At 73.3% G+C, this 23,347-nt stretch carries 26 protein-coding genes; 19 read left to right on the top strand and 7 right to left on the bottom strand.

Annotated elements, in window-relative coordinates:
* The first annotated feature begins 18 nt into the window (after positions 1-18).
* The 3 genes from QFZ71_RS15910 (at position 19) to QFZ71_RS15900 (ending at position 3,044) form a co-directional block, all read left to right on the top strand.
* Entirely contained in the window at positions 19-654 is a 636-nt protein-coding gene (locus QFZ71_RS15910) for a DJ-1/PfpI family protein (protein WP_307668879.1), read from the top strand.
* The gene (locus tag QFZ71_RS15905; RefSeq protein WP_307668878.1) at positions 647-1,168 is read left to right on the top strand and encodes a MarR family winged helix-turn-helix transcriptional regulator; all 522 of its coding nucleotides are present in this window, start codon (positions 647-649) and stop codon (positions 1,166-1,168) included. Before QFZ71_RS15910 ends, QFZ71_RS15905 begins: the two co-directional genes overlap by 8 nt.
* Positions 1,169-1,241: 73 nt before the next feature.
* On the top strand, positions 1,242-3,044 hold the full coding sequence (locus QFZ71_RS15900) for a serine/threonine-protein kinase (protein ID WP_307668877.1): 1,803 nt from the start codon (positions 1,242-1,244) through the stop codon (positions 3,042-3,044).
* 95 nt (positions 3,045-3,139) lie between these two features.
* On the opposite strand, the gene QFZ71_RS15895 is transcribed toward QFZ71_RS15900, so the two are convergent.
* A complete protein-coding gene (locus QFZ71_RS15895; RefSeq protein WP_307668876.1) occupies positions 3,140-4,045 on the bottom strand; it encodes a helix-turn-helix domain-containing protein in 906 nt (301 codons plus the stop codon).
* A gap of 151 nt (positions 4,046-4,196) precedes the next feature.
* Between QFZ71_RS15895 and QFZ71_RS15890 the strand changes: the two genes are divergently transcribed.
* The 3 genes from QFZ71_RS15890 (at position 4,197) to QFZ71_RS15880 (ending at position 7,830) form a co-directional block, all read left to right on the top strand.
* Positions 4,197-5,084 carry an alpha/beta hydrolase gene (locus QFZ71_RS15890; protein ID WP_307668875.1) on the top strand — a complete coding sequence of 296 codons (888 nt, stop codon included), beginning with the start codon at positions 4,197-4,199 and terminating at the stop codon, positions 5,082-5,084.
* A 481-nt stretch (positions 5,085-5,565) separates the two neighbouring features.
* The gene (locus tag QFZ71_RS15885) at positions 5,566-6,519 is read left to right on the top strand and encodes an aldo/keto reductase (protein WP_307668874.1); all 954 of its coding nucleotides are present in this window, start codon (positions 5,566-5,568) and stop codon (positions 6,517-6,519) included.
* 63 nt (positions 6,520-6,582) lie between these two features.
* Positions 6,583-7,830 (top strand): serine hydrolase domain-containing protein, encoded by a 1,248-nt coding sequence (locus QFZ71_RS15880; RefSeq protein ID WP_307668873.1) that lies wholly within the window; start codon positions 6,583-6,585, stop codon positions 7,828-7,830.
* 335 nt (positions 7,831-8,165) lie between these two features.
* On the opposite strand, the gene QFZ71_RS15875 is transcribed toward QFZ71_RS15880, so the two are convergent.
* A complete protein-coding gene (locus tag QFZ71_RS15875; protein ID WP_307668872.1) occupies positions 8,166-8,798 on the bottom strand; it encodes a TetR/AcrR family transcriptional regulator in 633 nt (210 codons plus the stop codon).
* Between the two features lie 120 nt (positions 8,799-8,918).
* Between QFZ71_RS15875 and QFZ71_RS15870 the strand changes: the two genes are divergently transcribed.
* The 10 genes from QFZ71_RS15870 to QFZ71_RS15825 all read left to right on the top strand — a co-directional run bounded on the left by QFZ71_RS15870 (position 8,919) and on the right by QFZ71_RS15825 (position 17,040).
* Positions 8,919-10,028: a transposase gene (locus QFZ71_RS15870; RefSeq protein WP_307671470.1), complete on the top strand. Its 1,110-nt coding sequence runs from the start codon at positions 8,919-8,921 to the stop codon at positions 10,026-10,028.
* Positions 10,029-10,152: 124 nt separating this feature from the next.
* Positions 10,153-10,596, top strand: a complete 444-nt coding sequence (locus QFZ71_RS15865; RefSeq protein ID WP_307668871.1) for a MarR family winged helix-turn-helix transcriptional regulator — start codon at positions 10,153-10,155, stop codon at positions 10,594-10,596.
* Positions 10,597-10,922: 326 nt separating this feature from the next.
* Complete coding sequence (locus QFZ71_RS15860) at positions 10,923-12,368, top strand: AMP-binding protein (protein ID WP_307668870.1); 1,446 nt, start codon at positions 10,923-10,925, stop codon at positions 12,366-12,368.
* On the top strand, positions 12,368-12,628 hold the full coding sequence (locus QFZ71_RS15855) for an acyl carrier protein (protein ID WP_307668869.1): 261 nt from the start codon (positions 12,368-12,370) through the stop codon (positions 12,626-12,628). The genes QFZ71_RS15860 and QFZ71_RS15855 overlap by 1 nt, the downstream gene beginning before the upstream one ends.
* A gap of 112 nt (positions 12,629-12,740) precedes the next feature.
* Positions 12,741-13,115: an ectoine synthase gene (locus QFZ71_RS15850; protein WP_307668868.1), complete on the top strand. Its 375-nt coding sequence runs from the start codon at positions 12,741-12,743 to the stop codon at positions 13,113-13,115.
* 89 nt (positions 13,116-13,204) lie between these two features.
* Positions 13,205-14,335: an acyl-CoA dehydrogenase family protein gene (locus tag QFZ71_RS15845; protein WP_307668867.1), complete on the top strand. Its 1,131-nt coding sequence runs from the start codon at positions 13,205-13,207 to the stop codon at positions 14,333-14,335.
* A gap of 14 nt (positions 14,336-14,349) precedes the next feature.
* Positions 14,350-15,099 (top strand): transglutaminase family protein, encoded by a 750-nt coding sequence (locus QFZ71_RS15840; RefSeq protein WP_307668866.1) that lies wholly within the window; start codon positions 14,350-14,352, stop codon positions 15,097-15,099.
* Between the two features lie 84 nt (positions 15,100-15,183).
* Positions 15,184-15,999 (top strand): maleate cis-trans isomerase, encoded by an 816-nt coding sequence (locus tag QFZ71_RS15835; RefSeq protein WP_307668865.1) that lies wholly within the window; start codon positions 15,184-15,186, stop codon positions 15,997-15,999.
* Positions 15,996-16,238: a DUF6253 family protein gene (locus QFZ71_RS15830; protein WP_307668864.1), complete on the top strand. Its 243-nt coding sequence runs from the start codon at positions 15,996-15,998 to the stop codon at positions 16,236-16,238. Before QFZ71_RS15835 ends, QFZ71_RS15830 begins: the two co-directional genes overlap by 4 nt.
* 55 nt (positions 16,239-16,293) lie before the next feature.
* Positions 16,294-17,040, top strand: coding sequence for a 4'-phosphopantetheinyl transferase superfamily protein (locus QFZ71_RS15825; RefSeq protein WP_307668863.1), 747 nt, complete (start codon positions 16,294-16,296; stop codon positions 17,038-17,040).
* 67 nt (positions 17,041-17,107) lie between these two features.
* On the opposite strand, the gene QFZ71_RS15820 is transcribed toward QFZ71_RS15825, so the two are convergent.
* Complete coding sequence (locus QFZ71_RS15820; protein WP_307668862.1) at positions 17,108-18,037, bottom strand: ScbA/BarX family gamma-butyrolactone biosynthesis protein; 930 nt, start codon at positions 18,035-18,037, stop codon at positions 17,108-17,110.
* 242 nt (positions 18,038-18,279) lie between these two features.
* Here QFZ71_RS15820 and QFZ71_RS15815 point away from each other — a divergent pair, with 242 nt between their 5' ends.
* From QFZ71_RS15815 to QFZ71_RS15805, 3 genes are all read left to right on the top strand, one after another.
* Positions 18,280-18,912, top strand: coding sequence for a ScbR family autoregulator-binding transcription factor (locus QFZ71_RS15815; RefSeq protein ID WP_307668861.1), 633 nt, complete (start codon positions 18,280-18,282; stop codon positions 18,910-18,912).
* A gap of 141 nt (positions 18,913-19,053) precedes the next feature.
* A complete protein-coding gene (locus QFZ71_RS15810; protein ID WP_307668860.1) occupies positions 19,054-19,761 on the top strand; it encodes an HAD family phosphatase in 708 nt (235 codons plus the stop codon).
* Positions 19,758-20,528 (top strand): SDR family NAD(P)-dependent oxidoreductase, encoded by a 771-nt coding sequence (locus QFZ71_RS15805; protein ID WP_307668859.1) that lies wholly within the window; start codon positions 19,758-19,760, stop codon positions 20,526-20,528. The genes QFZ71_RS15810 and QFZ71_RS15805 overlap by 4 nt, the downstream gene beginning before the upstream one ends.
* A gap of 105 nt (positions 20,529-20,633) precedes the next feature.
* On the opposite strand, the gene QFZ71_RS15800 is transcribed toward QFZ71_RS15805, so the two are convergent.
* The 4 genes from QFZ71_RS15800 to QFZ71_RS15785 form a co-directional block, all read right to left on the bottom strand.
* Positions 20,634-21,050: a multidrug efflux SMR transporter gene (locus tag QFZ71_RS15800; RefSeq protein WP_307668858.1), complete on the bottom strand. Its 417-nt coding sequence runs from the start codon at positions 21,048-21,050 to the stop codon at positions 20,634-20,636.
* Between the two features lie 80 nt (positions 21,051-21,130).
* Entirely contained in the window at positions 21,131-21,451 is a 321-nt protein-coding gene (locus QFZ71_RS15795; protein WP_228994481.1) for a multidrug efflux SMR transporter, read from the bottom strand.
* Positions 21,452-21,633: 182 nt separating this feature from the next.
* Positions 21,634-22,113: a nucleoside deaminase gene (locus tag QFZ71_RS15790; RefSeq protein WP_307668857.1), complete on the bottom strand. Its 480-nt coding sequence runs from the start codon at positions 22,111-22,113 to the stop codon at positions 21,634-21,636.
* A 139-nt stretch (positions 22,114-22,252) separates the two neighbouring features.
* A complete protein-coding gene (locus QFZ71_RS15785) occupies positions 22,253-23,347 on the bottom strand; it encodes an NADH:flavin oxidoreductase (protein ID WP_307668856.1) in 1,095 nt (364 codons plus the stop codon).

The following is a 23,347-nucleotide window of genomic DNA, read 5'->3' as shown; positions in this document are numbered from 1 at the left end:
CTAGCCGAGGGAGTCATCATGACCGTCAGCAGCGGCAGCACCGGCGACAGGACCGTGCACCTCGCCGTCTACGACACCTTCGCCGACTGGGAGACCGGGTACACGACCGCCCATCTCACGCAGAACGGCTACACCGTGCGGACCGTGGGACTCACACGGGAGCCCGTGACGACCATGGGCGGCCTGTGCGTCCGGCCCGACCTGGCGCTGGACGAACTCCGGCCGCAGGACAGCGCGCTGCTGATCCTGACCGGGGCGGCCGGCTGGGACACGGGCGACACGCTGGCGCCGTTCGCGCGGACGGCCCGCGCCTTCCTGGACGCGGGGACGCCGGTCGCGGCGATCTGCGGGGCGACGGCCGGGCTGGCGCGGGAAGGGCTGCTGGACGACCGCACGCACACGAGCGCGGTCTCGTTCTACCTCGCGGCGACGGGGTACGCGGGCGGCGAGCGGTACGTGGACGTGGACGCCGTCACGGACGAGGGGGCGGACACGGGCGGCCGGCTGGTCACGGCCGGGCCGACGGAACCGGTGGCGCTCGCGCGGGAGGTCTTCGCGCTGCTCGGGGTGTACGGCCCGGAGAAGCTGGACGCGTGGTACCGGCTGTTCCACGACTCGGACGCGAGCGCGTACGAGGTGCTGGAGAGTGCGTGAGGGCGGCGCGGGCGCGCAGGACGTCCGGCTCCAGCAGGACCTGTTGAGCCGGACGGCGCTCACGGTGTTCCGGCTGAACGGCCAGTTCCTCTCGGTGGCCGACGAACTGGCGCGGCCGGGCGGCCTCACCGCGGCGTGGTGGCAAGTGCTGGGGGCGGTGCTGCCGGAGCCGTTGCCGGTGGCGGGGATCGCCCGCACGATGGGGATCACCCGGCAGAGCGTGCAGCGGATAGCGGACCTGCTCGTCGAGCGGGGGCTCGCGGAGTACGTCCCGAACCCGGCCCACCGCCGGGCGAAGCTGCTCCGGCCGACGGCGGCGGGACACGAGGCGGTGGCCCTGATCGAACCGTCCCACACGGCGTTCGCGGCGCGGCTGGTGGCGGAACTGGGGGCGGAGGAGGCGGCGGACACGGTGCGGGTGCTGGAGCGGCTGTCGGAGGCGGTGGACCACCTCACCGCTCCGGAGGGCCCGAACGCGAGCGGCGGAACCGGAGCGCGGGAAGGCGTGTCGTAGAGAAGGACCGTGGCCCCGCCGCCCCTGCCCGGCGGGGCTGTCCTCGTGCGGGCCGCAGGGGAGGACGCGCACCATGGACAAGCTCGGCTCCGACGACCCGCACCGCGTCGGCGCGTACCGGCTCCTCGGCCGTCTCGGCGAGGGCGGCATGAGCCAGGTCTTCCTCGCCCGCTCCGACCGCGGCCGCACCGTCGCCCTCAAGCTGGTCCGCCGCGAACTCGCCGAGCGCCCCGAGTTCCGCGCCCGCTTCCGCCAGGAGGTCCGCGCCGCGCACCACGTCGGTGGCGCGTGGACCGCGCCCGTCCTGGACTCCGACACCGAGGCCCCCGTCCCCTGGGTCGCCACGGGGTACGTCGCCGGGCCCTCCCTCCAGCGCGTCGTCTCGGGCCGCCCCGGTGCCCCGGTCACGGTCTCGGGGGCGTACGGGCCGCTGCCGTCGCGTTCCGTACGGTTCCTGGGGGCCGGGCTCGCCCACGCCCTCCAGCACATCCACGGCGCCGGGCTCATCCACCGGGACCTGAAGCCCTCGAACGTCCTCATGACCATCGACGGCCCGCGGGTCATCGACTTCGGCATCGCCCGCGCCCTGGAGTCCGTGCCCGACGGCGAGCTGACCCGCACCGGCATCCTCGTCGGCTCACCCGGCTTCATGGCCCCCGAGCAGGTGCGCGGCGAGCGGGTGACCACCGCCTGCGACGTGTTCTGCCTCGGGGCCGTCCTCGCGTACGCCGCGTCGGGGCGGCTGCCGTTCGGTACGGCCGAGAGCGGCGGGGTCCATGCCCTGATGTTCCGGACAGCGCGGGAGGACCCGGACCTGACCGGCGTACCGGAGGAACTGGCCGGCGTCGTACGGGACTGCCTGGCGAAGGACCCGGCGGCCCGGCCCGGTACGGACGACATCCTGGCCCGCCTGGGCGGGACGGAGGCGGACGAGCCCTGGCTCCCCGCCCAGCTCATCGCCCAACTCGGCCGCCACGCGGTGAGCTTGCTCGACGCGGAGGATCCGGAGCTCCCGGAGGGGCTGGACACTCCGAAGGCTTCGGGGGTCCCGGAGGCCCTGGACACGCCGGGAGCTTCGGGGGTCCCGAAGGCCCTGGACACGCCGGGGACTCCGGTGGTCCCGGAGGCCCCGGACCGGGCGCGGGCGGCCGGAGATCCCGCCGCCCCGGCGCCGCCGGAGTCCGGCCCGTACGCCGCACCCCCGGCGTCCGCGTCGCCCCGGCCCCATCCCGCCCCGTACGCCCGGGCCCCCCAGCCGTACAGCGGCGCTCCCGCCCACGGCGGCACCGCCGAACAGGCCCTCGCCCCGGCCTGCTTCGCCCCCACGCCTGCCCCGTCCGGCCGGGAGGGCCGCCCCCTCGGGGCCACCGTCGCGCTCATCGCCGTGGCCGTGGTCGTGGCGCTGGGAGCGGGCGGATCGGTGTACGCGTTCATGAAGGGCGGCACGCCGGGGAGGACCGTCTCCCCCGGACCGTCCGGGTCCGCCACGGAAAGGGGCGGGCAGCAGGGCGACGGGGGAACCGTCCCGGAGAACTTCCTCGGGACCTGGTCCGGCTCCATACCCGGCGAACAGGGTTCGGCCACACGGACACTGACCATCCGTCAGGGCGAGGTCGGCGACCAGGTCCTCGCCCTCACCGCCGAGGGGACCCTCGACTCCGGGGGCACGTACCACTGCGAGTTCGGCGCCCCGCTCGCCGGGCGCCCGCCGGCGGACGGCCCGGTCCGCATCGGGCCCTCCACGGTGTCCTCCGGCTCCCCGGCCACCTCCTGCACGCCGGGGAAGCCCACCGAGCTGACCCTGCTCCCGGACGGGACCCTGCGCCGGTCCACGGCCGGGACCGGCGAGAGTCTGATCTACACCAGGGCGGACTGACGCCACCGCCGACGCCGTGCCTCTCCGGCGGCGCAGCACGGCCGCCCCCAGGCGCCGTGATCACCCCGCCGTGATCACCCCGCCGCGCGCCAGGATCAGCCGTCGGCGCCGCGATCACCCGTCGACACCGCGGTCACCGGCCCCTCGTCGCACCCGCGGGCCAGTTCCGCCAGCCGTTCCGCGTCCACGGTGCCCGGTTCGGCGGACCAGAGCACGAGTTGCTGTTCCGGCGCTCCGGCGTAACGGAAGGCGTCCCAGTCGAGGGTGAGGTCGCCGACATCCGGGTGGGCGATGCGCTTGCTGCCGAAGTCCTGGTGGGCGACCCGGTGTTCGGCCCACCAGACCCGGAAGTTCCGGTCGGCCACGGACAGTTCGCCCACCAGGGCGGTCAGGGCCGGATCGGCCGGGTTGGTGCCGGCCTCCATCCGCAGCACTTCCACGCAGGTGCGGGCGACGTCCTCCCACTCGGGGTAGATCTCGCGCATCACCGGGGCGAGGAAGACCATGCGGACGTAGTTGCGCTCGGCCTCGGGCACGGCCCCGAAGTCGCACAGCAGCGCCGCCGCCGGCGGGTTCCACGCGAGGATGTCGAGGCGTGGCCCGAAGACGAGGGCGGGCGTCCCGCCGAGCTGGCCCAGGAGCCGCGCCAGGTGCGGGTGGACCGTGGGCCGGGCCCGTCGCCGCGGCGCGGTACGGCGGCTCCCCGCGCGGGCGGCCTGGTCGATCAGCCCCTCCGCGTACGCCCGCTGGTCGCCGTCGAGCCGCAGGGCCCGCACCAGCGCGTCGAGCACCGGCTGCGAGGGCGCGAGACGGCCCTGTTCGATGCGCACGTAGTAGTCGGTGCTGATCGCGGTCAGCTCGGCCACCTCCTCGCGGCGCAGCCCCCGGACGCGGCGCTGGGTGTGGCCGCGCTCGGGCAGCCCCACCTGCGCCGGGGTGAGCTCCCCGCGGCGGTGCTTGAGGAGCTCGCCCAGCTCACGAAGGTGTGCGGAACCGGTCATGAGCCCAGCATGGCAGTGGGGTACGCGTTCCGCCCGGGAGAGATCCTTCCCGGGAAGCCGCCCGACCTTCTTCCGGACCCCGCCCGGCCGGAGAGTGGAGACAGGCCGCGGAATCACCCGGCCACCCCCACGATCCCGTCAGGAGAACGCCATGAGGACCGACGTCCGCTTCCCGACCAACGGCCTCCAGCTCGCAGGCCACCTCTACCTCCCCGAGGGCGTCGACGGCCCGCTCGCCGCGATCGTCGTCGGCCACCAGACCACCGGCGTCAAGGAGCAGTCCCCGGCGGTGTACGCCGAGCGGCTGGTCGCCGAGGGGTTCGCCGTCCTGACCTTCGACGCGGCGTTCCAGGGCGAGTCCGAGGGCATGCCCCGCGGCCTGGAGGACCCCTTCCAGCGTGCCGAGGACTTCCGCGCGGCGGTCTCCTACCTCACCACGCGGCCCGAGATCGACGCCGGCCGCATCGGCGTGATGGGCGTGTGCGGCTCGGGCGCCTACGTGCCCTACGCCGCCCAGACCGACCACCGCATGAAGGCCGTGGCCGGCGTCTCCGGCACCGATGTGCCCAGCTTCTTCCGCGAGGGCGACCCCGAGGGCTGGCAGCAGATGGTGGCCCGCTCGGGTGAGCTGCGCAGTGCCGAGGCGGCCGGTGAGCCCGCGGCCACCTTCGCGGTGCTGCCGGAGAAGGCCGACGCCGACACCCCGGCCCCGACCGCCGACTTCGTCGACTACTACAAGACGCCCCGTGGCCGCCACCCGCGCTCCACCGGCGACCTGGTCGTCCGCAGCGCCGACCTGCTCGACCAGTTCGACTCCTTCGCCGATGTTGCGAAGATCGCCCCGCGTCCGCTGCTCATGATCGCCGGCACCGAGGCGGTGACCAGGGGGTTCTCCGAGAAGGCGGTCGCCGACAGCCCCGGCAACGCCGAGCTGTTCCTGGTCGAGGGCGCCGGCCACGTGGACCTGTACGACCGCGACGCGGCCGTCACGCCCGCCGTCGCCAAGCTCACGGAGTTCTTCCGGAAGCACCTCGGCTGAGACCGCCGCCCTCCGCGCCCCCGTCCGTGGCCGGCTCCGCCCTCGCGGCGGGGACCGGCCCGGCGGCCGTCCGGGGGCCTGCCGCACGGCCGTACCGGGCCCCGACAGCCCGCCCGCACCGCCGTCCGCGCCCGTGTGCCGCGCGGGCCCGCCGTACGCGCCCGTGTGCCGCGCGGGCCCGCCGTCCGCGCCCGCCTCGCCGCCCCGGCCCGCCTCGCCGCCCCGGCCCGCCCCGCTGGTCCGGCCCGCGCCGCAGTCCCGGCCCGCAGTCCCGGCCCGCCTCGCCGTCCTGGCCCGCCGTCCGCCCCGCCCGTCCGGGTGCCGGGTGCGCCCGCCTCGGGGGGCCGTCCCCAACAGGCCCGCCCGGACTTCCCGAAGTCGTCGGAGGTCGGCAAGTAGCGACGGGTCGCTGTCCCCCGAGGCCTCCGGGCTGTTGCTATGAAGTGGTCGCTTTCCTCTGTGGAGAAGGGAGTTCCGCGGAATGCGGACCACAACACTGGGCAGGGACGGGCCGGTCGTCGGACGGCTCGGACTGGGCGCCATGGGGCTCTCGTACCGCTACGCCCCCGGCCAGCGCGACCGGACCAAGGCCGTATCGCTGGTCCAGGAGGCGGTGGACCTCGGGGTCAACCTCGTCGAGACGGCCGGCGCGTACGCGGCCGGGGACAACGAGCGGCTGATCGGCGAGGCCATCCGGGGGCGGCGGGACGAGGTGGTGCTCTGTACCGGCGGCGGCCTGCTCGGCGACCCGGACGGCGGGCTGCGGCCCGCGGGCGGCCCGCAGGCGCTGCGGGACGCGGTCGACGAGAGCCTGCGCCGGCTGCACGTGGACCACATCGACCTCTATCTGCTGCGCCGCGTCGATCCCGGCGTGCCGCTGGAGGAGAGCTGGGGCGCGCTGGCCGAGCAGGTCTGGGCGGGCAAGATCCGGATGCTGGGGCTGCCCGTGGTCACCGTGCAGGAGGCGCGCGACGCCGAGGCCGTGCACGAGGCCGCGGCGATGGCGGCCGAGGTGTCGCTGTTCACCCGCTGCGGCCTCGACGACGTCGTGCCGTACGCGGTGGAGCGCCGGATCGCCCTGCTGGCCGGCGCCCCGCTCGGGCGCGGGCTGCTGGCCGGTGCGCTGACCCGCCACGACGACCTGCCCCCGGACGACTGGCGGCGCACCCAGCCCCGTTTCGCCCCCCGCGCCATCCGCCACAACGCCGCGCTCACGCAGGCGGTCGCCCAGGTGGCCGCCCGGCACGGGGCGACCCCCGCGCAGGTCGCCCTGGCGTGGCTGCTGCGCCTGGGCGACCACGTGGTGCCGCTGCCCGGCACGCGGGCGTCCTACCACCTCGCGGAGAACCTCGGCGGCGACCGCGTCCGCCTGACCGACCAGGACCTGACCGACCTGGAGTTCCTGCCCTACCCGGCGGGCGCGCCCGAGGCGTGAACCGAGCCCGGACCGCCCCCGCACCGCAGTTCCCGACTCTCCACCTCTTATGGAGTTCCTGACATGACGACCTCTCTGGTACGGCAGGTTCTGCCGAGGCCACGGCCACGGGCGGCGACGACCGGCGTCCACGGAACCACCGCGCCCGGATTCGCCTCGGTGCGCCACTCCTTCGAACGGGCCTGCCGGGAGTCGGGTCCGCCCGGTTCCCACGGGGCCGCGCTGGCCGTCGTCCGGGACGGTGACCTGATCGTCGATCTGTGGCACGGGACCGCCGACCCGGTCACCGGCGCTCCGTGGACCGGCGACACCCTCGCCCCGCTGCTGACGGCCTCCCACTCCGTCCTGGCCACGGCGGTCCTGCTCCTCGCCGACATGGGCGCGCTCGCCCTGGACCGGCCGGTCGCGGAGTACTGGCCGGAGTTCGCGGTACGCGGCAAGGGCAAGGTGACGCTGCGGGACGTGCTGACGTTCACCGCCCGGCTGCCGGGCATGGCGGCGGGCCTCGACCAGCGGGACGTCGAGAACCCGCGCATGATGGCCGCGCTGCTCGAACTGCACAGCCTGGAGGAGGACCCGCGGGCCGGCGGGGTGCTGCACGGACCGTGGACCGCCGGGTGGATCGTCGCCGAGGTGGTCCGCCGGGTCGACGGCCGCGATCTCGACCTGTTCTTCCTGGAGGAGATCGCGGGTCCGCTGGGCCTCGACGTCCACTTCGGCCTCGTCCCGGACCAACTGCCGCACGCCGCCCGCGTCTCGTACGACCCGGACTTCCGCGCCCGCTTCCCCGCGCCGGACGGCGGCCCGGACGACGGCGCGGCGGACCTGTTCGGCCGGGTGTGGAACAACCCGTCCCCGTTCCCGCCGGACGCCGGGGTGTGGAGCGAGACGCGGCGGCGGTACGCGATCGTCCCCTCGCTCGGGGTGTACGCGTCGGCCCGAGGGCTCGCCCGGCTCCAGGGGGTGCTGGCCGCCGACGCCGTACGCGCCCCCGGCGAGGAGCCCCTGCTGCTGTCGCGGCGCACGCTCGACCAGGCGCGGAGCTTCTGGGTCGAGGGGCTGGACCCGCTGCTCGGCGGGGTCAGCGCGTACGGCGAGGGGGGCCTCCAGCTCCTCGACGAGGGCCTCCACCCGGCCGTCCGCGCCGGGGCCTTCGGCCACCAGGGCCCCGGCGGCGTCGCCCACCAGGCGTGGCCCCGGACCAGGACCGGGGCCGCGTGGGTGCGCGGCCGGCTGACGGCGGACGCCTCGGCACGGGTCCTGGACGCGGTGGCGGACGCGGTGGAGCGGACGGCGCGGGACGCGTTCTGAGGCCGCCCACCGTCCCGTACGCCCCGGTCCACGCCCCGGTCCCGGACCGGTCACCCTCATACGCGCCCCGGACCGGCCGCCTGTTCGGGCCGGACCGGAACAGGCCGCCTTGCGCTCCGGGCCGGACGGGCCGCCGTTTCGCCCCGGACCGGCCGCCGTTCCGGGCCGGACCGGGGACGAACGCCGTCCTTCCCCGGTCCGGCCCGATCACGTGCGAGGCCGGCCACGCGTCGTCCGCCCCGGTCCGGGGCCGCGCCTCGCCGTGCGGGCCGCCCGGCCCCGGCCGCCGGTCAGGCCGCGCCGGGTACCCGGGCCCACGCCCCGAGCGCGTCGCGTCAGGACGGACCGGGGCGGGCCTCGGCGAGGCCCGGTGAAGCGGTTCCCGAGGCCCCCTGGTTCGGCCCGTCCGCGGCGAGGCCGTGCAGGACGACGTCCCAGACCGAGTCCCCCACCGAGCCCCACGCCGTGTCGCGGGCCGTGCAGTTCGCGGCCATCGCCCCCTCCGCGAGGTGCGACAGCATCGCCACCGCGTCCTCGGGGGCCACACCGGGGCGCAGCCGCCGGGCACTGTCGGCCCGGTCGATCAGGGTGCGCAGGACGGGAAGCCAGATCTCGGCCAACAGCGGTGCGTCCTCGGGCGCGTCGGCCTCCAGCCGGCGCGCGGCGCGGACGAAGGGGTCCTCGTGCGCGAGCCGGACCAGCGTGCCGATCAGCGTACGCAGCTCAGTCAACGGATCGGCGGAGAGCGCGAGTTCGTCCAGGCAGCGCGCGAACCGGGCCGACCCGGCCGTGCGCACCTCCTCGGCCAGAGCGGTCTTGTTCCTGAAGTGGAACGTCAGAGCACCGATGGAGGTCGCGGCCCGCCAGGCCACCCCCTGGAGGGAAGCGCCCTGGTAGCCGCGCTCGGCGAACTCGTCGGCCGCCGCCTCCAATACGGTCCGGCGCGTCCTGGCCGCCCGTTCCTGCATGCGCCTTCTCCTCGGACCTCGGCAAGTAGTCGTTCTCTCCCGTAGAAATATAACGAACATTCTCTATGTTTGTTAGTCTGCTGAGCGACGCTCACCTGGGAGGGACCCGCAGTGACGACGATGCACGAAACGCCCGACATGACGGCGAGTCGGCCGCCGACCGACCTGTCCCGGCTCCTGTTCGGCCATTTGCACCGCTCCGACCAGCAGCGTTGGGGCCACGTGTACCTGCAGGGACTGCTGCGCACCCACGGGAAGAAGACCGTGCGCCGCATGGCAGCCGTCGTGACCGGCTCGGAGGCGGCCTCGACATCCCTGCACCAGTTCGTCAACGCCAGCCCGTGGGAATGGGCCCCGGCACGCGGGGAGTTGGCCCGCTGGGCCGCCCGTTCACTGCCGGTACGCGCCTGGACCCTGGCGCCGGCCGTCCTGCCCAAACGGGGCGACCGCTCGGCCGGGGTGCACCAGCGCTTCCTTCCGGAATCCGGGCGCACCGTCAACTGCCAGCTGGGCATCGGCCTGTTCCTGGACGTCGGCCGGGCTCAGGTCCCGGTCGACTGGCAGCTGTTCCTGCCGCCCCGCTTCACCCGCGACGAGGCCGTGCGCGACCGGGCGAAGATCCCCGCGACGACCCGGACCCGGCCCCTGTGGGACCACGCCCTGTCCCTGGTACGGGAGATGGCGGCGCGGTCCGGCGGGCGCACGGCACCCGTGGTCGCCGATCTGACCTCCCTGTGCGACGTCGATCCACTGGCGCAGCGGCTCCAGGGAGGCGGGCACTCCTTCGTCCTCGCCCTGCCGGGCCAGACCGCCCTCGGCGGTCCCGAAGTGCCGCCGGGCAAGAAGGAGTCGGCGCGCGGCCTGCTGCTGCGCCGGGGCGTCCGGCACCCGGCGGGGCCCGGCCGGCAGATCCTCTCGCACGAGACGACCGTGCGCGGACTGCGCCCGGACGGCGAGCACAGCCTCGGGCAGGGCCGGCTGATGGCCGAGTGGGACGCGGGCAGCGGGCGGCCCGGACAGATCTGGCTGACCAACATCACCGACCGGCATCCGGCCGAGCTGCTGGAGCTGGCCCGCTCCCCCCTGGGGGCGCGGACCGCGGTCGACCGCATGGGCGAGGACTTCGGCCTCCTCGACTTCGAAGGGCGCTCCTTCCCCGGCTGGCACCGGCACATGACGCTCGTGTCGGCGGCCTACGCCAGCGCGACCCTGGAGAGCATGACCCCCTGACCATTTTGCTTGCCTATACAAATAAATATCGGCCAGGGAGACCCTTCAAGTACCCCGACCCTCCCCAGATGATTGCACAGGCATGTATCTTGGTGTCATCGCAGTCGAGAAGGGGAGCTGTTCCATGACGATCAACCAACAGCCACGCGCCGCCTCCGATCAGGTCATGTGGGAGGCCGTCCTCGGCCTGCACACCTTCGTGGAGCGCCAGCTCGCCCACACCCTCCAGCGCCGCTACGGCGTCGGGCTCTCCGAGTACCGCGCCCTGGAGACACTCACCCAGGCGGAGAAGGGCGAGTGCCGGATGCAGGAGCTCGCGGACCACATCGGCCTGGGCCAGAGCTCGGTGACGCGCCTGGTCGGACGGCTGGAGAGCGCCGGCTACGCCTACAAGGACAGCTGCGCCGACGACAAGCGCGGCGTCTTCGCCGTCATCACCGAAGAAGGCCGCAAGCGCTACCAGGAAGCCCGTGCCACGTACGCCGACGTCCTCAGCTCGGCCCTCAACACCGCGAGCGCCGACGACCAGCTCGCCAGGGCGGTGCAAGCGCTCCGCAGCGCTGCCTGACGAGACCGCGACCGACGGCGGGAGGCGTCCGGGGTAACCCCGGCCTCCCGCCGTCTTTGCATGTTCGGGCTTCGGCAGCACCGGAGCCAAGCCGTGACCCAGGTCACACGAACCTCCAAAGTATTTGCTTGACCATGCATATAAAGAGGGATAGATTCTTCCTCATAGCCGGACCGGCCGCACCAGCCGGACCAGCCGCACCAGCGAGCACAGCCACACCCGTGGGGCCGGTCGAACCAGCCAGAACGGTCGGACCGGCCAGATCGCCCATCCACCGAGGGGGACCGTTGCCTTCGCCTCGCCTGTTGCAGGCATTCAGCAGACACGTGCAGGAACAGCCCGACAGCACCGCGCTCGTCGCCGCCGGCACCCGCGTCACCTACGCGGACCTGGAGCGGCTGGCCCACCGGGCCGCCGCGGACCTCGACGGCGTCGCCTTCACCTCCGTCCGCGCCCTGTGCGTACCGGCCCACAAGTCGCCGGAGACCATCGCGCTGCTGCTGGCGGCCTGGCGCCTCGGGATCAACACCCTGGTCCCGTCACCCAGCCTCGGCGCCGCCGCCCTGGCCACCCTCACCGCTCAGGCGCACGGCCCGCTGAACGCCGTCGCGGCCCCCGGCGGCGGCGCGGTCCTGACGCGGGAGGAGACCGACCCCGCGCTCGCGGAGGGATTCAGCGCCCCCGACCCCGCGGAGTCGCTGCTGACCCTCACCACCTCCGGGTCCACCGGCGTCCCCAAGCTCGTCCCCATCCGTACCGCGGCCTTCGACCGCTTCGGCGACTGGGCCACGGAGAAATTCGGGATCGACGCGACCACGCGGGCGCTGAGTTTCTCGCCGCTCAACTTCGACCTGGCCCTCCTCGACGTCTGGACGGTCCTGGAGGCCGGCGGCACCGTGGTCCTGGCCGACGCCGGAGCCAGCGGGGACGCCGCCTACCTGCGGGCGCTGACCCGGGACAACGAGGTGACCCTGGTCCAGGGGGTGCCCCTGCTGCACCGGCTCCTGGCCGCGGACGACGCCCGCTACCCGGCGGTCCGTACGGTCGCGTTCACCGGGGAGTCCGTCTCCGAGCAGGGGCTGCGGGACGCGTTCGCCGCCTGTCCGGCCGCCCGCTTCCACAACGTCTTCGGCTGCACGGAGACCAACGACAGCTTCGTCGAGGACATCGACCCGGACTCCTTCGTGCACCCGCTGCCCATCGGCGCGCCGATCGAGGGCACCGAGGCGGTGCTGCTCATCGAGGGCCCCGACGGCACCGAAGTCCTCCAGGGGCCGGGCACCGGCGAACTGCTGGTCCACACTCCCTTCCAGACCTGCGGCTACCTCGAACAGGCCCGTAACGCCCACGCGTTCATGCCGGACCCGCGCGGCGGCGGCGCCATGTTCTACCGCACCGGCGACCTCGTCCACCGCGACGCCGACGGACGCCACTTCCTCCAGGGACGTACCGACTTCCAGGTCAAGGTGCGCGGCGTACGCACCAACACCCTGGAGGTCGAGACCGTCCTCGGCGCCCACCCGGACGTCGTCGAGGCCTGTGTCGTCGCCCTGCCCTGCCCCGAGGCCGGCACCCGGCTGCACGCCGAAGTGGTGCGCCGGGACGGGACCTCCCTCAGCTCGCTGGGTCTGCGGGCGTACGCGGCGAAGCACCTGCCGCGGCACGCCGTGCCCAGCTCGGTCGCGCTCGCCGGCACCCCGCTGCCGAAGACCCCGACCGGCAAGCCCGACCGTAATTCGATCAAGAAGACCCGACTGAACGGAGACCGCTGATGAGCACCCCCGGTACCGACCCGATCCGCGACTACATCGTCCAGGACTTCCTCTCCGGCGAGGACGCCGAGGACCTGACCGACGACTTCGACCTCATCGAGAGCACCGTCGTCAACAGCCTCGGCCTGGTCCGCCTCATCTCCTGGATATCGGAGACGTACGGCATACCGGTGGACGACATCCCGCTGGAGCCGGACGCCTACCGCACCCTCGCGGACATCCGCCGTTTCGTCGGCGAGGCCGCCCCGGCCGCCGTCTGACCGGCGGCTCCGCACCCCCTGATCCCCGCGTATCCGCCCCCCACACGCGGCGCACTGCACCTGCACCTGCACCTGGACACGTCCGGAACACAACGATGACAGGAGTTCTCCCATGATCGTCCGTTCTCTCTCCGACGTCCCCGCGGTCGAGTGGGGCAGCGGCACCAGCCACCGCCTCCTCACCGAGCAGGACGGGATGGGCTTCACCGTCTGCGAGACGCTCGTCCGCCAGGGCACCTCCAGCGCGCTGCAGTACCTCGGCCACCTGGAGGCCTGCTACTGCATCGGCGGCTCCGGCGAGGTCGTCACCACCGACGGCGTCCGCCACAAGATCAAGACCGGGACCATCTACGCCCTGGACAAGAACGACGCCCACCACCTGATCGCCTCCGACGACGAGGACCTCCTGCTCGTCTCGGTCTTCAGCCCGGCGCTGCGCGGGGACGAGAAGCACTCGCTCTCCGACGACGGTTTCTCCCGCTACTGATCCGCACCGCCGGGGGCGGGGCCGCGACGGCGCGGCCCCGCCCCCGGCCCCCCGCGCCCGCGACCGGTGAAAGGCAAGGCAGAGCACCCATGGCAGCAGAGAAGGACACGGACACCTACGGCGTCACCGCGCCGTACGCCGACGAGCTGAACGACGACGTCACCCGCTGGGACCGCGCCGGCGAGTTCCCGCACGAGAAGTGGAAGCCGCTCCAGCGGTCCGGCCTCTTCACCCTCCCCTTCGCCCCGGAGTACGGCGGCGCGGGCCGGACGCTCACCGAGACCATGGCCGCGCTGGAGGGCCTCGGCCACACCAGCCGGGACGCGGGACTGAACTTCTCCGCGTCCACGCAGATCGTCAGCGTCGGCATCCCGCTCCAGGCGTTCGGCTCCGCGGACCTGCGCGCGCGCTACCTGCCGCGGGTCACCTCGGGCGAGGCCATCACCGCGCACGCCATCACCGAACCGGGCCACGGCTCGGACGTGATGAACATCCGGACCACGGCCGTCCGCGACGGTGACGCGTACGTGCTCAACGGCGGCAAGATGTTCATCACCAACGCCCCGGTCGCCGACCTCTTCCTGCTCTACGTCCGCACCGGCAAGCCGGGGGCGTTCGGGCTGAGCACCTTCCTCGCGGAGCGCTCCACGCCGGGCCTCACGATCGGCGAGCCGCTGGAGACGATGGGGCTGCGCACCTCCCCGATCAGCGAGGTCACGCTCACCGACGTACGGCTGCCCGTAGGCAACCGGCTCGGCAGCGAGGGCGCCGGCTTCCTGATCATGGACCATGTGATGAAGCGGGAGATCCTGTTCTCCTTCGCCGTCAATCTCGGCGAGATGACCCACCGGCTGAAGCGGGTCGTCGAACACGCCACCACCCGGCAGCAGTTCGGCTCCGCCATCGGCAAGAACCAGGCGGTCGCCCACAAGATCGCGGACATGCGGATCGCGGTCGAGTCGGCCCGCAAGTGGCTGTACGACACGGGCCGCAAGGTCGAACAGGGCAAGGACGCCTCGCTGGACGTGGCCGCCACCAAGATCGTGGTCAGCGAGGCCAACCAGCTCACCGCCCGGCACGCCATCCAGATCTTCGGGGCCCGCGGCTATCTGACCGACACGGGCATCGAGCGCGAGCTGCGCAACGCCGCGGCCGGCTCCATCTACTCCGGCACCAACGAGATCCAGCGCAACTGCATCGCCGCCCTGATGGGCCTGTGACGAGAGGCATCGCCATGACCGAGACCCTGATCGACACCGCCCCCGCCCAGCCGGCCGCCGACGCCGCGTCCGCGCGGACGACCGCGGACGACCTCGCCCGGCTCACCGCTCCCACGGACTTCCTCGACCACGAGCACCCGACCGTCCAGGCGTTCGTCGACAAGGCCCTCAAGGGGATCGACCGCGACGCCGCCGGCCCCGTCGAACTCGCCGTCGCCCTCTACTACGCGGTCCGCGACGGCATCCACTACGAGGTCTACGGCGCCGACCTGTCGCCGCAGGGGCTGCGCGCGTCCAGCATCATCACCGGCGGCAAGGGCTTCTGCCTGCACAAGTCCGTGCTGTACGCCGCCTGCTGCCGGGGGGTCGGCATCCCCGCCCGGCTGCACTACAGCGACGTGCGCAACCACCTCGCCTCCGACCGGCTGCGCTCCTACATCGGCGGCGACGTCTTCTTCCACGGCCTGGCGACCGTGTACCTCGAAGGACGCTGGCTCCAGGTGACCCCGGTCTTCAACAAGCTGCTGTGCCGGCTGTACGGCATGACCCCGCTGGAGTTCGACGGCCGCTCCGACAGCCTCTACCACCCCTTCGACGCCCAGGGCCGCCAGAGCATGGAGTTCCTCACCGACCACGGCGACTTCGACGACGTCCCGTACGACTTCGTCATGGACAACATGCGCCGCAAGCACCCGAAGTTCCTCGCCGAGGACGGCACCGGCACGGTGAGCGGCGGCTCGCTCGCCGACGAGGCGACCGCCTGATCCCCACGCCCGGTGCCCCACCCGCACCCGTATCCGTACCGGCATGCACGGCAGAAGAACGCAGAAGAAGAGGAGAAGCACCCCATGACGCAGTTCCAGGCCCGAGAGGACGGCTGGGGCGCGGTCGCCCGCGTCGGCGTCGTCGTTCCGCACGCGGACGTCGGGCCCGAGTCCGAGCTCCAGGCGATGGCGCCGCGCGACGTCTACATCCACGGCTCCCGCGTGCACTTCGGGGCGATGCGCCCCGGCGGCGAGATGGACCCCAAGATCCCGCACGACCCGGTCCGCGCCTTCATCGACCCGCCCTTCATCGACGACGCGGTCGAGCTGCTGGCCGCCTCCCCCCTGGACTCCATCGCCCTGGGGTTCACCAGCTCCTCCTACGTCCTGGGCGCCGACGGCGAGCAGAAGCTGTTCGAGCGGCTCGCGGAGCGGACCCGCGGCATCCCGCTGACCGGCACCGCGCACGCGGCCGCGGCCGGCTTCCGCGCGCTGGGCGCCGAGCGGATCGCGCTGGTCAACCCGCCGTGGTTCGACGACGAGCTGTCCGCCCTGGGCGCCTCCTACTTCGGTGAGCGCGGCTTCGACGTCGTCCACCACGCACCCTGCGGCCTCCCCAGCAACCAGAAGCTGATCACCCCGGAGGCGCTGGTGAAGTGGATCGAGTCCGACGTCGCCCCGCACCGGCCCGACGCGGTCCTGGTCGCCGGCAACGGCATCCGCGCCGTCGGCACCATCGCCGGCCTGGAGGAGACCGTCGGCTTCCCCGTCCTCACCGCGAACCAGGTGCTCTTCTGGCACGCGCTGCACGCCGCCGGCGGCAGCGGGGCCGCCGCGCGGATCACCGACTACGGCGCCCTGTTCGGCGTCCGTCCCGAGACCGGGAGCGTGGCCCGATGAGTCTGCTGCCCGCGTACGGCTACCAGGCGGCCGTGCAGGAGACCTGCGACACGCCGGAGTACCACATTCCGCTCGTGTGCTGGCACGACGACGACACCGGGGTGCGCGGCATGGTGCTGTACCGCGGGGCGCTGCGCCCGGCGGAACAGGTACCGGGGTTCCGGCGCTACCTCGCCTCCGAGGACCTGGAGCAGTACGCCACGACCGGCCCGTGGCCGCTGCTCGCAGCAACCGCCTGATCCGACCCGTGGCGGGGGCCGGCCGGGCCCCCGCCGCATCAGGAGCCGTATCGACATGACACACGACTTCATGTGGTCCGACGCGCCGCCGGGTGAGGTCCTCGATCCGGTCGGCATCTGGATCGTCCGGGCCCCGGCGGGGCAGCGCCTCCCGCCCGACGGCTCCCCGCCCGACTGGCTGGACGAGAAGGAGCGGGGCCGGCTGGCGTCGATACCGCAGCAGTCCGGCCGGGAGACCTACGCCTTCGCGCACTGGGCGCTGCGGAGCGTGCTCGGGTCCTCGCTCGGCTGCTCCCCCGGCAGCGTCGGCTTCCTGCGGCAGCCCTGTCCCGGCTGCGGCGGGGCGCACGGGCGGCCGGCCATCCGGGACCCGGCCCCGGTCGGTGAACCCCTGGAGTTCTCGATGTCGCACAGCGGGGACCACGTCGCCATCGCGGTCGCCGAGGCCACCATCGGCATCGACATCGAGTCCTGGCCCACCCCGGAGTCGGTCGCCGGCTATCTGCCGTTCCTCCACCCCAGGGAGCAGCAGTGGCTGGGAGGCCGCCCGGACGACGAGCTCGTCCGGGACTTCGCCCGGCTGTGGACCCGCAAGGAGGCCATGGCCAAGGCGACCGGGCAGGGCATGGCCGCCGTCATGAACCGGCTGGACCTCACCGGCCAGCCGCTCGGCTGGCGGGTGCGGCAGCTACTCGCCCCTCCCGGTTACGAGGCCAGCTTCGCGGTCCCGGCCTCGGTGCACGTCACGGTGACCGTGCACGAGGAACTTCCGGAGCCGATGCCGGAGTTGGCACCGACATGACCGCCCGGCGGGCGGTCCGCACCCCACTCGGGGGGTGCGGACCGCCCGCCGCGTCACGGAGCGGGCGTCAATCGACGGTCACCTCGGCGGTGAAGACCTGGATGCCGTGCTGCTCGACCCGGACGGGGACCCGGCGGCGGCCCGTGCCGACGGAGACCGGCTCCCCGGCCACGACGACGGCGGGGGCGTCGAACTCGACGTACCGGACGAAGTCCGTCCTCATCCCGATGACGGCCGAGCCCGCGCCGCCGACCTCGTGAGCCGCCTGCCGCGCCGCCTCCAGCAGGAGCATCCCCGGCACATGGTCCACCGCATGGTCGAAGAGCACCGGGTGGGAGGGGTCCACCCGCAGCAGCCACCGGCCGGGCCGCTCGCCGCCCAGCGCGGGCGAGAGCACCACGTCGTCCGCGCGGTCGCGGCCCACCCGGTGCGGGTCCACCGGCGGCCCCACCGGGAGGCAGCCCTCCTGGGCCGCGTCGAGGTCCGCGTAACTCCCGCGCAGCCGACGGTAGATCGCCGCCGGCTGGTTGTTGAAGCGGGTGTGGGCGATCCCCATCAGCCGCTTGCCCAGGTGGACGTCGATGTCCATCGTCATCCCGGCGAACCTGCTGCCGCGCCGGACCACGTCCGAGCAGGTCACCACCAGGCGCACCTCGTCCTCCCCGGTGGTGACCAGCGAGGCCGCCGGCTCGACCGCGAAGCTGAAGTCCTCCCACGCCTGCTTGTACTCCCGCGGCACGTCGTACACCGCGTGGGAGAGCAGCGGGACGGTCTGGCGCACGGTCTCCGCGAGCAGCAGCGGATCGTACGAACCCCGCGACGGCCGGTAGAAGTCGTGGCCCTTCGGCCAGCGCGCCGTGAGCACATACCGGTCCGGGCTCGTCCCTAACCAGGTCCTGAGCAGCACTTCCTCCCCCCGAAGCTTGTGCACCTGCCACTGCTGCACCTGCGACTGCTGGACCGGCTCCACCTCACGGCTCAGTACAGAAACAGACAACTTGGCCCCCCAAGGTCGATGGTGTGCGCGGGTGACGACGGAGGAATTCGCGCTCAGCGCTCCGTTCCCCCACTCCAAAAATAATGTTCCTTTTGTTTTGCCGCGTCAAGAGGGGCCTCTCCGCGAGTTTCCTTCGGGGCGATCTAAGATCAGAGCCAACTCAACTACCCCATACCGGACTTGCCTTGCCCCCTGTTCACCCAGCTAACATAAGGAGCATTCTTTTTGGGAAGGTGGGAGTCATGGCACAACCGAAACAGGAGCGGGCGGAACAGACCCGCCGTGCCCTCCTGAACGCCGCCGCCGAGGTCTTCGACGAGTTCGGCTACGCGGGGGCCAGCATCACCCGCATCCTCAAGCGGGCCGGGGTGACGGCCGGAGCCCTCTACTTCCACTTCGGCTCCAAGGAGGACCTGGCCAAGGCGGTGATGAACAGTCAGCCGGAGACCCTGGTGCCGCTGCTCGCCGCCGGCGGCCTCCAGCGGCTCATCGACCTCACCCTCGTCTGGTCGTGGCAGCTCCAACGCGATCCGCTGCTGCGGGCCGGGGTCCGGCTGACCAACGAGCAGGCGTCCATCGACGGCTCCCTCAACGCCGACCCGTACGAGAACTTCCGCGGCATCATGGTCGGCAGCCTGCACGAGGCGCTGGAGGCCGGCGAACTGCAGCCGGGGGTGGACCCGACCGTGGTCGCGGAGTTCGTGGTGGCCGCCTGTACCGGCATGCAGATGTACTCCAACGTCGTCAGCGGCCGCCGGGACCTTCCCGAACGCACCCAGCAGATGTGGAACCTGATCCTGCCGGGCCTCGCGGTCCCGTCCGTGATCACCCGCGCCGAGACATCTCCCGCCCGCGGCAGCGCGCTGATGCCCTGACCCCAGCAGCCCGCCGGCCCGCCCGACCCGTCCCGACCCGATCCGACCGGCGCATCCGGCCGGACGGTTCCTCCAGCACGCCCAGCACGCCCCGGATGTCCTGCACCGCTCCGCCCGTTCCGACGAGCCCTACGGAGAAGCATGCTCACCCTGCGCCTGGTCGCCCTGAACATCGACGGTGTCCTGCTCAACGACACCTTCAGCCCGGTGATCCACCACTTCGTCACCACCCGGGGCGGTACGTACTCCGCCGAACTGGAGAGGTCCGTCTTCTCCCAGCCGCAGCACATCGCCGGCCGGCTCCTCGCGGCCGCCACCGGCGGCTCCATGAGCGGCGAGGAGGCGCTCGCCGCCTACTTCGAGGACCGCGCCGCCCACCTCGACCGCCACCCGGTCACGGTCACGCCGGGCACGGCCGGCCTGCTCACCCGGCTGCGCGGCGCGGGCCTGCGCACGGTCTGCTACGGCGGACTGGGCAAGGACCACTTCGACCGCCATCTGGGCCGGTACGCCGAGCTGTTCGACGGTCCCGGCTACGTCTGCACCAACGACTTCCGCCCCGGTCTGAAGGAGATCACGCGGGACGTGTTCGGGCTCCGCCCCGAGCAGACCCTCTTCGTGGACGACGTGGCCCGCGTCGCCGCCGTGGCCCGCGAACTGGGCACCGCCTTCGTCGGCCGGCCCTCCACCTTCGTCCACAGCCACCAGCGCGCCCTCATGGAGGAGGCCGGGGTACGCCATCTGATCAGCGGCCTCGACGAGCTCGACGACGGCCTGGTGCGGCGGATCGACCGGGACCTCGCCTCGGGCACGTTCTGGAGCGCCGCCCCGGCCGGGACCCCGGCATGACGGCGGGCGGACCGCTGCTGTCCGGCAAGGTCGCACTGATCACCGGGGCTTCCAGCGGCATCGGCGCCGCGGCGGCCCGGCACTTCGCCGACGAGGGCGCGGCCGTCGTCCTCGTCGCCCGCAGGGCCCACCTGGTGGAGGAGGCCGCCGAACGGATCGGGAAGGGCGGCGGCAGAGCCGTGGCCGTGCCGGGCGACGTCACCCGCCGGGAGGACATGGACCGCGCGGTCGCCACGGCGGTGGATCGGTTCGGCACGCTCGACTGCGCGTTCAACAACGCCGGTCACGCCGGCGCCGGAACCCTTCTGCACGAGCTGTCCGACGACGAGTTCGACCGCACCCTCGACGTCAACCTGCGTGGGGTGTGGAACTGCCTGCGCGCCCAGCTCCCCGCCATGATGGCGGCCGGCGGCGGCGCGATCGTCAACACCTCCAGCGTCGCCGGGGTGCGCGCCACCTCCGCGTCCGCTCCCTACGTGGCCGCGAAGCACGCGGTCCTCGGCCTGACCCGCGCGGCCGCCGCGGAGTACGGCGAGCACGGCATCCGCGTCAACGCCCTCGTGGTGGGCAGCACCGATACGGAGATGATGGACAGCGTCCTCGCCGCCGGGCCCGCCGTCCGCGCCCGCTTCGGCGGCAAGGCGATCCAGCAGCGCCTGGCCGATCCGGCGGAGATCGCCCGCGCCGCCGCCTGGCTCTGCTCGGACGCCTCGTCGTTCACCACCGGGGCCGCCCTCGCGGTGGACGGCGGCCGCACGGCCACGTAGGGACGGAGACGGATACGCCCCCGGCGGCCGCTCCCCTTCGGTGAGGGGGGCGGCCGCCGGGGGCGTACGGTCGCGCGGCGCTTCGGGCCCGTGTCGGGCCGCGCGTCAGACCTGGAGCGCGCCGGACCGGTCGGTGACCTGCTGCGGGGCCGCCGGGGCCGCGGCCGCCTCGGGCTTCGTGCGGTCGGCGAGCTTGAGCCAGATGACCCCGACGATGATGACGGCCAGCCACAGGCCCTTGGCCAGGGTGAGGGTCTCGTCGAAGAAGAGCGGGCCGAGGACCGCGGCGCCGACCGCGCCGATGCCCGCCCAGACGGCGTAGCCGATGCTCACGTCGATGGTGCGGAGGGCGAGGCTGAGCGCGTAGAGCGTCAGCAGGAAGAACACCACGGCCACCAGGGACCAGGTCAGCCGGGTGAAGCCTTCGCTGCCGCCGACGGCGAGTGCGTACCCGATCTCGAAGACTCCGGCGAGCAGGAGGGAGAGCCAGGCGTTGGTGGAGCTCTTGGCCGCGTTGGACATGGGAGGTGGTTCCTCTCTCAGAGGTGTCGTCAGGGGTGTGCGGGGTGGGCCGCTCGCGCCGCCCGGGGAGCGGGCGGGGCTCAGGCCGAGCCGCTGAGCTGGAGTCCGACGACTCCGCCGATGACGAGGAGGATGCCGATCGCCTTGTTGACGTTCAGGCGCTGGCCGAAGAACAGCGCGCCCAGGACGGTGATGCCGACGCCCGCGACGGACGTCCACAGGGCGTAGCCGACGCCGACGTCGAAGGTCAGCAGGGCCTTGCTGAGGAAGAAGGTGGCGGCGGCGCCGCTGGCCAGGGTGATCCCGGTCCACTTGCGGTTCTTGAAGCCCTCGGCCTTTCCGGCGGCGATGGCGACCGTGATCTCGAAGGCGACGGCGATGGCGAGGTAGAGCCAGTGCATGGGAGGTCCTTCCGTGCGGTGGGTGGGAGGAGCGGGAGTGGAGCGGACGCGTGAGGGGAACGTGGGGCGCCGTACTCCGGCCGGGGCGCAGGGGGCGAGGGGGGCGGGTGCGGCGCGTGCCGCGTCACGTCGGGGACGGGGTGCGGCGTCGCGGGGTGCGGTGCGGCGGGCCGGGGCCCTGGTCAGTACCGGGACCGGTCCATGGTGAGGTAGTCCTGGAAGGGCTCCTCCGCCTCGGGGAGCCGGAGCGCGGTGACCTTGAGGGGCCAGCGCTCGGGGTCCTCGGCGAAGAGGGTGTACGTGCTGGTGTAGTCGAAGCCGTACCGGGCGGCGGTCCGGCGGTCGGCGGCGTGCACGATGTGGCCGATGCCGGCGAACCGCGCCGCCATGTAGCACAGGGCGCAGGGCTCGCCGGAGGCGATCAGGGTGGCCCCCGCCACGGCGCGGATGCCGTGCCGGGTGGTGGCCTCGCGGAGGGCGACGACCTCGGCGTGCGCCGTCGGGTCGTTGTCCTCGCGGACCCGGTTGAAGCCGGTGCCCAGGATGCGTCCGCCGCCCACGACCACTCCGGAGAACGGGATTCCGCCCTGCGCGACGTGCTCGCGGCTGAGCCGGATCGCCTCGTGGGCGTAGCCCATCAGTTCGCTGTCGTGTGTACCCATGAGCAGTTCGTCTCCCGAGTTGCCCTGTAGCGACCTAGCATCGTGTGCATTTGCTTGCACAGGCAAGCATATGAGTTCAGGGATCTCCGTCAGCGACGCGATCCGATGAGACTAATCATGCATGTGCATGTAACCAGTGTCAAGCGGGGGCGTGGGCGCGCGCGTTGTCCAGGGTCGCCAGGGGCTCCAGCGTTCCGGGATCGAACGGCGTCAGGGCGCTCCCCGCCGCCATCCTGAGCGGCAGGTCGGGATCGGCCAGCGCACCCGTCCCGATCGCCACGAGGTCGGCGTGGCCCTCCTCCAGGACGCGCCGCGCCACGGCTTCCCGGTGCAGCGCGCCGTTGGCGATGACGGGCAGTCCGGTGACCGTCCGGGCGATCGCGGGCAGCGTCCGCCCCTCGGGGAACCAGTCGCGCCCGCTCCCGGCCAGGTGCAGGTAGTCGGCCCCGGCTTCGGCCGCGGCCGTGAAGACCGCCTCCGCCTCGTCCTCCCCGCCCGGCCAGCGCCAGGCGGGGTCGTTGATCTTCCCCTGGGACAGCCGGACGCCGACCGCGAAACCGGGCCCGACCGCGCCCCTGACCTCGGTCAGCACCTCCCGGACGAGCCGCAGACGCCCCTGGAGGCCGCCGCCGTACTCGTCGGTGCGCAGATTGGTGTACGGGGTCAGGAACTGGTCGAGCAGATAGCCGTTGGCCGCGTGGACCTCCACCCCGTCGAAGCCGGCGTCGCGGGCGCGGACGGCGGAGGCCGCGAACCCCGCGACCGCCTCCGCGATCTGGCGGCGCGTCAGCTCCATCGGCACGGGCCAGGGCCCGGCGCCCCGGTACTTGGCCAGCTGTTCGCCCAGCGGCCGTACGGCGGAGGGCCCCGCGGCACGGTCCCGGAACCGGTTGCCCTGCGAGACGGCTCCGGCGTGCATCAGCTGGAGGACCACGCGCGCGCCCGCGGCGTGCGCCCGGTCGACGACGGGCCGCCAGGCGGCGGCCTGCGCCTCGTCCGTGATGCCCGGCTGGTGCAGGTAGCCCTGGGCGAAAGCCCGGTCGGTATAGGTCCCTTCGGTGATCAGGAGCCCGAAACCGCCCTCGGCGAAGGCCGCGTAGTACGCGGCCATCTCCTCGGTGGCCCGGCCGTCCCCGGTCGCCGAAACGCGGGTCATGGGGGCGAGGGCGTACCGGTTGCGCAGGTCGAGGCCCGTGAACCGGCAGGCGGCGAGGGCGGGGTGGGTTCCGGGCAC

This window comes from Streptomyces sp. V2I9, assembly GCF_030817475.1.
Taxonomy (GTDB): Bacteria; Actinomycetota; Actinomycetes; order Streptomycetales; family Streptomycetaceae; genus Streptomyces.
The sequence above is the reverse complement of the archived record's forward strand: the minus strand, read 5'-3'. Positions and strand labels throughout refer to the sequence as shown.

Bases quoted from the DNA above. Each gene is read 5' to 3' on its own strand.
- QFZ71_RS15845 (WP_307668867.1), top strand. From the start codon at position 13,205: ATGGCAGCAGAGAAGGACACGGACACCTACGGCGTCACCGCGCCGTAC.
- QFZ71_RS15865 (WP_307668871.1), top strand. From the start codon at position 10,153: ATGACGATCAACCAACAGCCACGCGCCGCCTCCGATCAGGTCATGTGG.
- QFZ71_RS15840 (WP_307668866.1), top strand. From the start codon at position 14,350: ATGACCGAGACCCTGATCGACACCGCCCCCGCCCAGCCGGCCGCCGAC.
- QFZ71_RS15900 (WP_307668877.1), top strand. From the start codon at position 1,242: ATGGACAAGCTCGGCTCCGACGACCCGCACCGCGTCGGCGCGTACCGG.
- QFZ71_RS15880 (WP_307668873.1), top strand. From the start codon at position 6,583: ATGACGACCTCTCTGGTACGGCAGGTTCTGCCGAGGCCACGGCCACGG.
- QFZ71_RS15800 (WP_307668858.1), bottom strand. From the start codon at position 21,050: ATGTCCAACGCGGCCAAGAGCTCCACCAACGCCTGGCTCTCCCTCCTG.
- QFZ71_RS15870 (WP_307671470.1), top strand. From the start codon at position 8,919: ATGCACGAAACGCCCGACATGACGGCGAGTCGGCCGCCGACCGACCTG.
- QFZ71_RS15815 (WP_307668861.1), top strand. From the start codon at position 18,280: ATGGCACAACCGAAACAGGAGCGGGCGGAACAGACCCGCCGTGCCCTC.
- QFZ71_RS15910 (WP_307668879.1), top strand. From the start codon at position 19: ATGACCGTCAGCAGCGGCAGCACCGGCGACAGGACCGTGCACCTCGCC.
- QFZ71_RS15885 (WP_307668874.1), top strand. From the start codon at position 5,566: ATGCGGACCACAACACTGGGCAGGGACGGGCCGGTCGTCGGACGGCTC.
- QFZ71_RS15825 (WP_307668863.1), top strand. From the start codon at position 16,294: ATGACACACGACTTCATGTGGTCCGACGCGCCGCCGGGTGAGGTCCTC.
- QFZ71_RS15835 (WP_307668865.1), top strand. From the start codon at position 15,184: ATGACGCAGTTCCAGGCCCGAGAGGACGGCTGGGGCGCGGTCGCCCGC.
- QFZ71_RS15875 (WP_307668872.1), bottom strand. From the start codon at position 8,798: ATGCAGGAACGGGCGGCCAGGACGCGCCGGACCGTATTGGAGGCGGCG.
- QFZ71_RS15855 (WP_307668869.1), top strand. From the start codon at position 12,368: ATGAGCACCCCCGGTACCGACCCGATCCGCGACTACATCGTCCAGGAC.
- QFZ71_RS15890 (WP_307668875.1), top strand. From the start codon at position 4,197: ATGAGGACCGACGTCCGCTTCCCGACCAACGGCCTCCAGCTCGCAGGC.
- QFZ71_RS15795 (WP_228994481.1), bottom strand. From the start codon at position 21,451: ATGCACTGGCTCTACCTCGCCATCGCCGTCGCCTTCGAGATCACGGTC.
- QFZ71_RS15850 (WP_307668868.1), top strand. From the start codon at position 12,741: ATGATCGTCCGTTCTCTCTCCGACGTCCCCGCGGTCGAGTGGGGCAGC.
- QFZ71_RS15805 (WP_307668859.1), top strand. From the start codon at position 19,758: ATGACGGCGGGCGGACCGCTGCTGTCCGGCAAGGTCGCACTGATCACC.
- QFZ71_RS15895 (WP_307668876.1), bottom strand. From the start codon at position 4,045: ATGACCGGTTCCGCACACCTTCGTGAGCTGGGCGAGCTCCTCAAGCAC.
- QFZ71_RS15790 (WP_307668857.1), bottom strand. From the start codon at position 22,113: ATGGGTACACACGACAGCGAACTGATGGGCTACGCCCACGAGGCGATC.
- QFZ71_RS15810 (WP_307668860.1), top strand. From the start codon at position 19,054: ATGCTCACCCTGCGCCTGGTCGCCCTGAACATCGACGGTGTCCTGCTC.
- QFZ71_RS15830 (WP_307668864.1), top strand. From the start codon at position 15,996: ATGAGTCTGCTGCCCGCGTACGGCTACCAGGCGGCCGTGCAGGAGACC.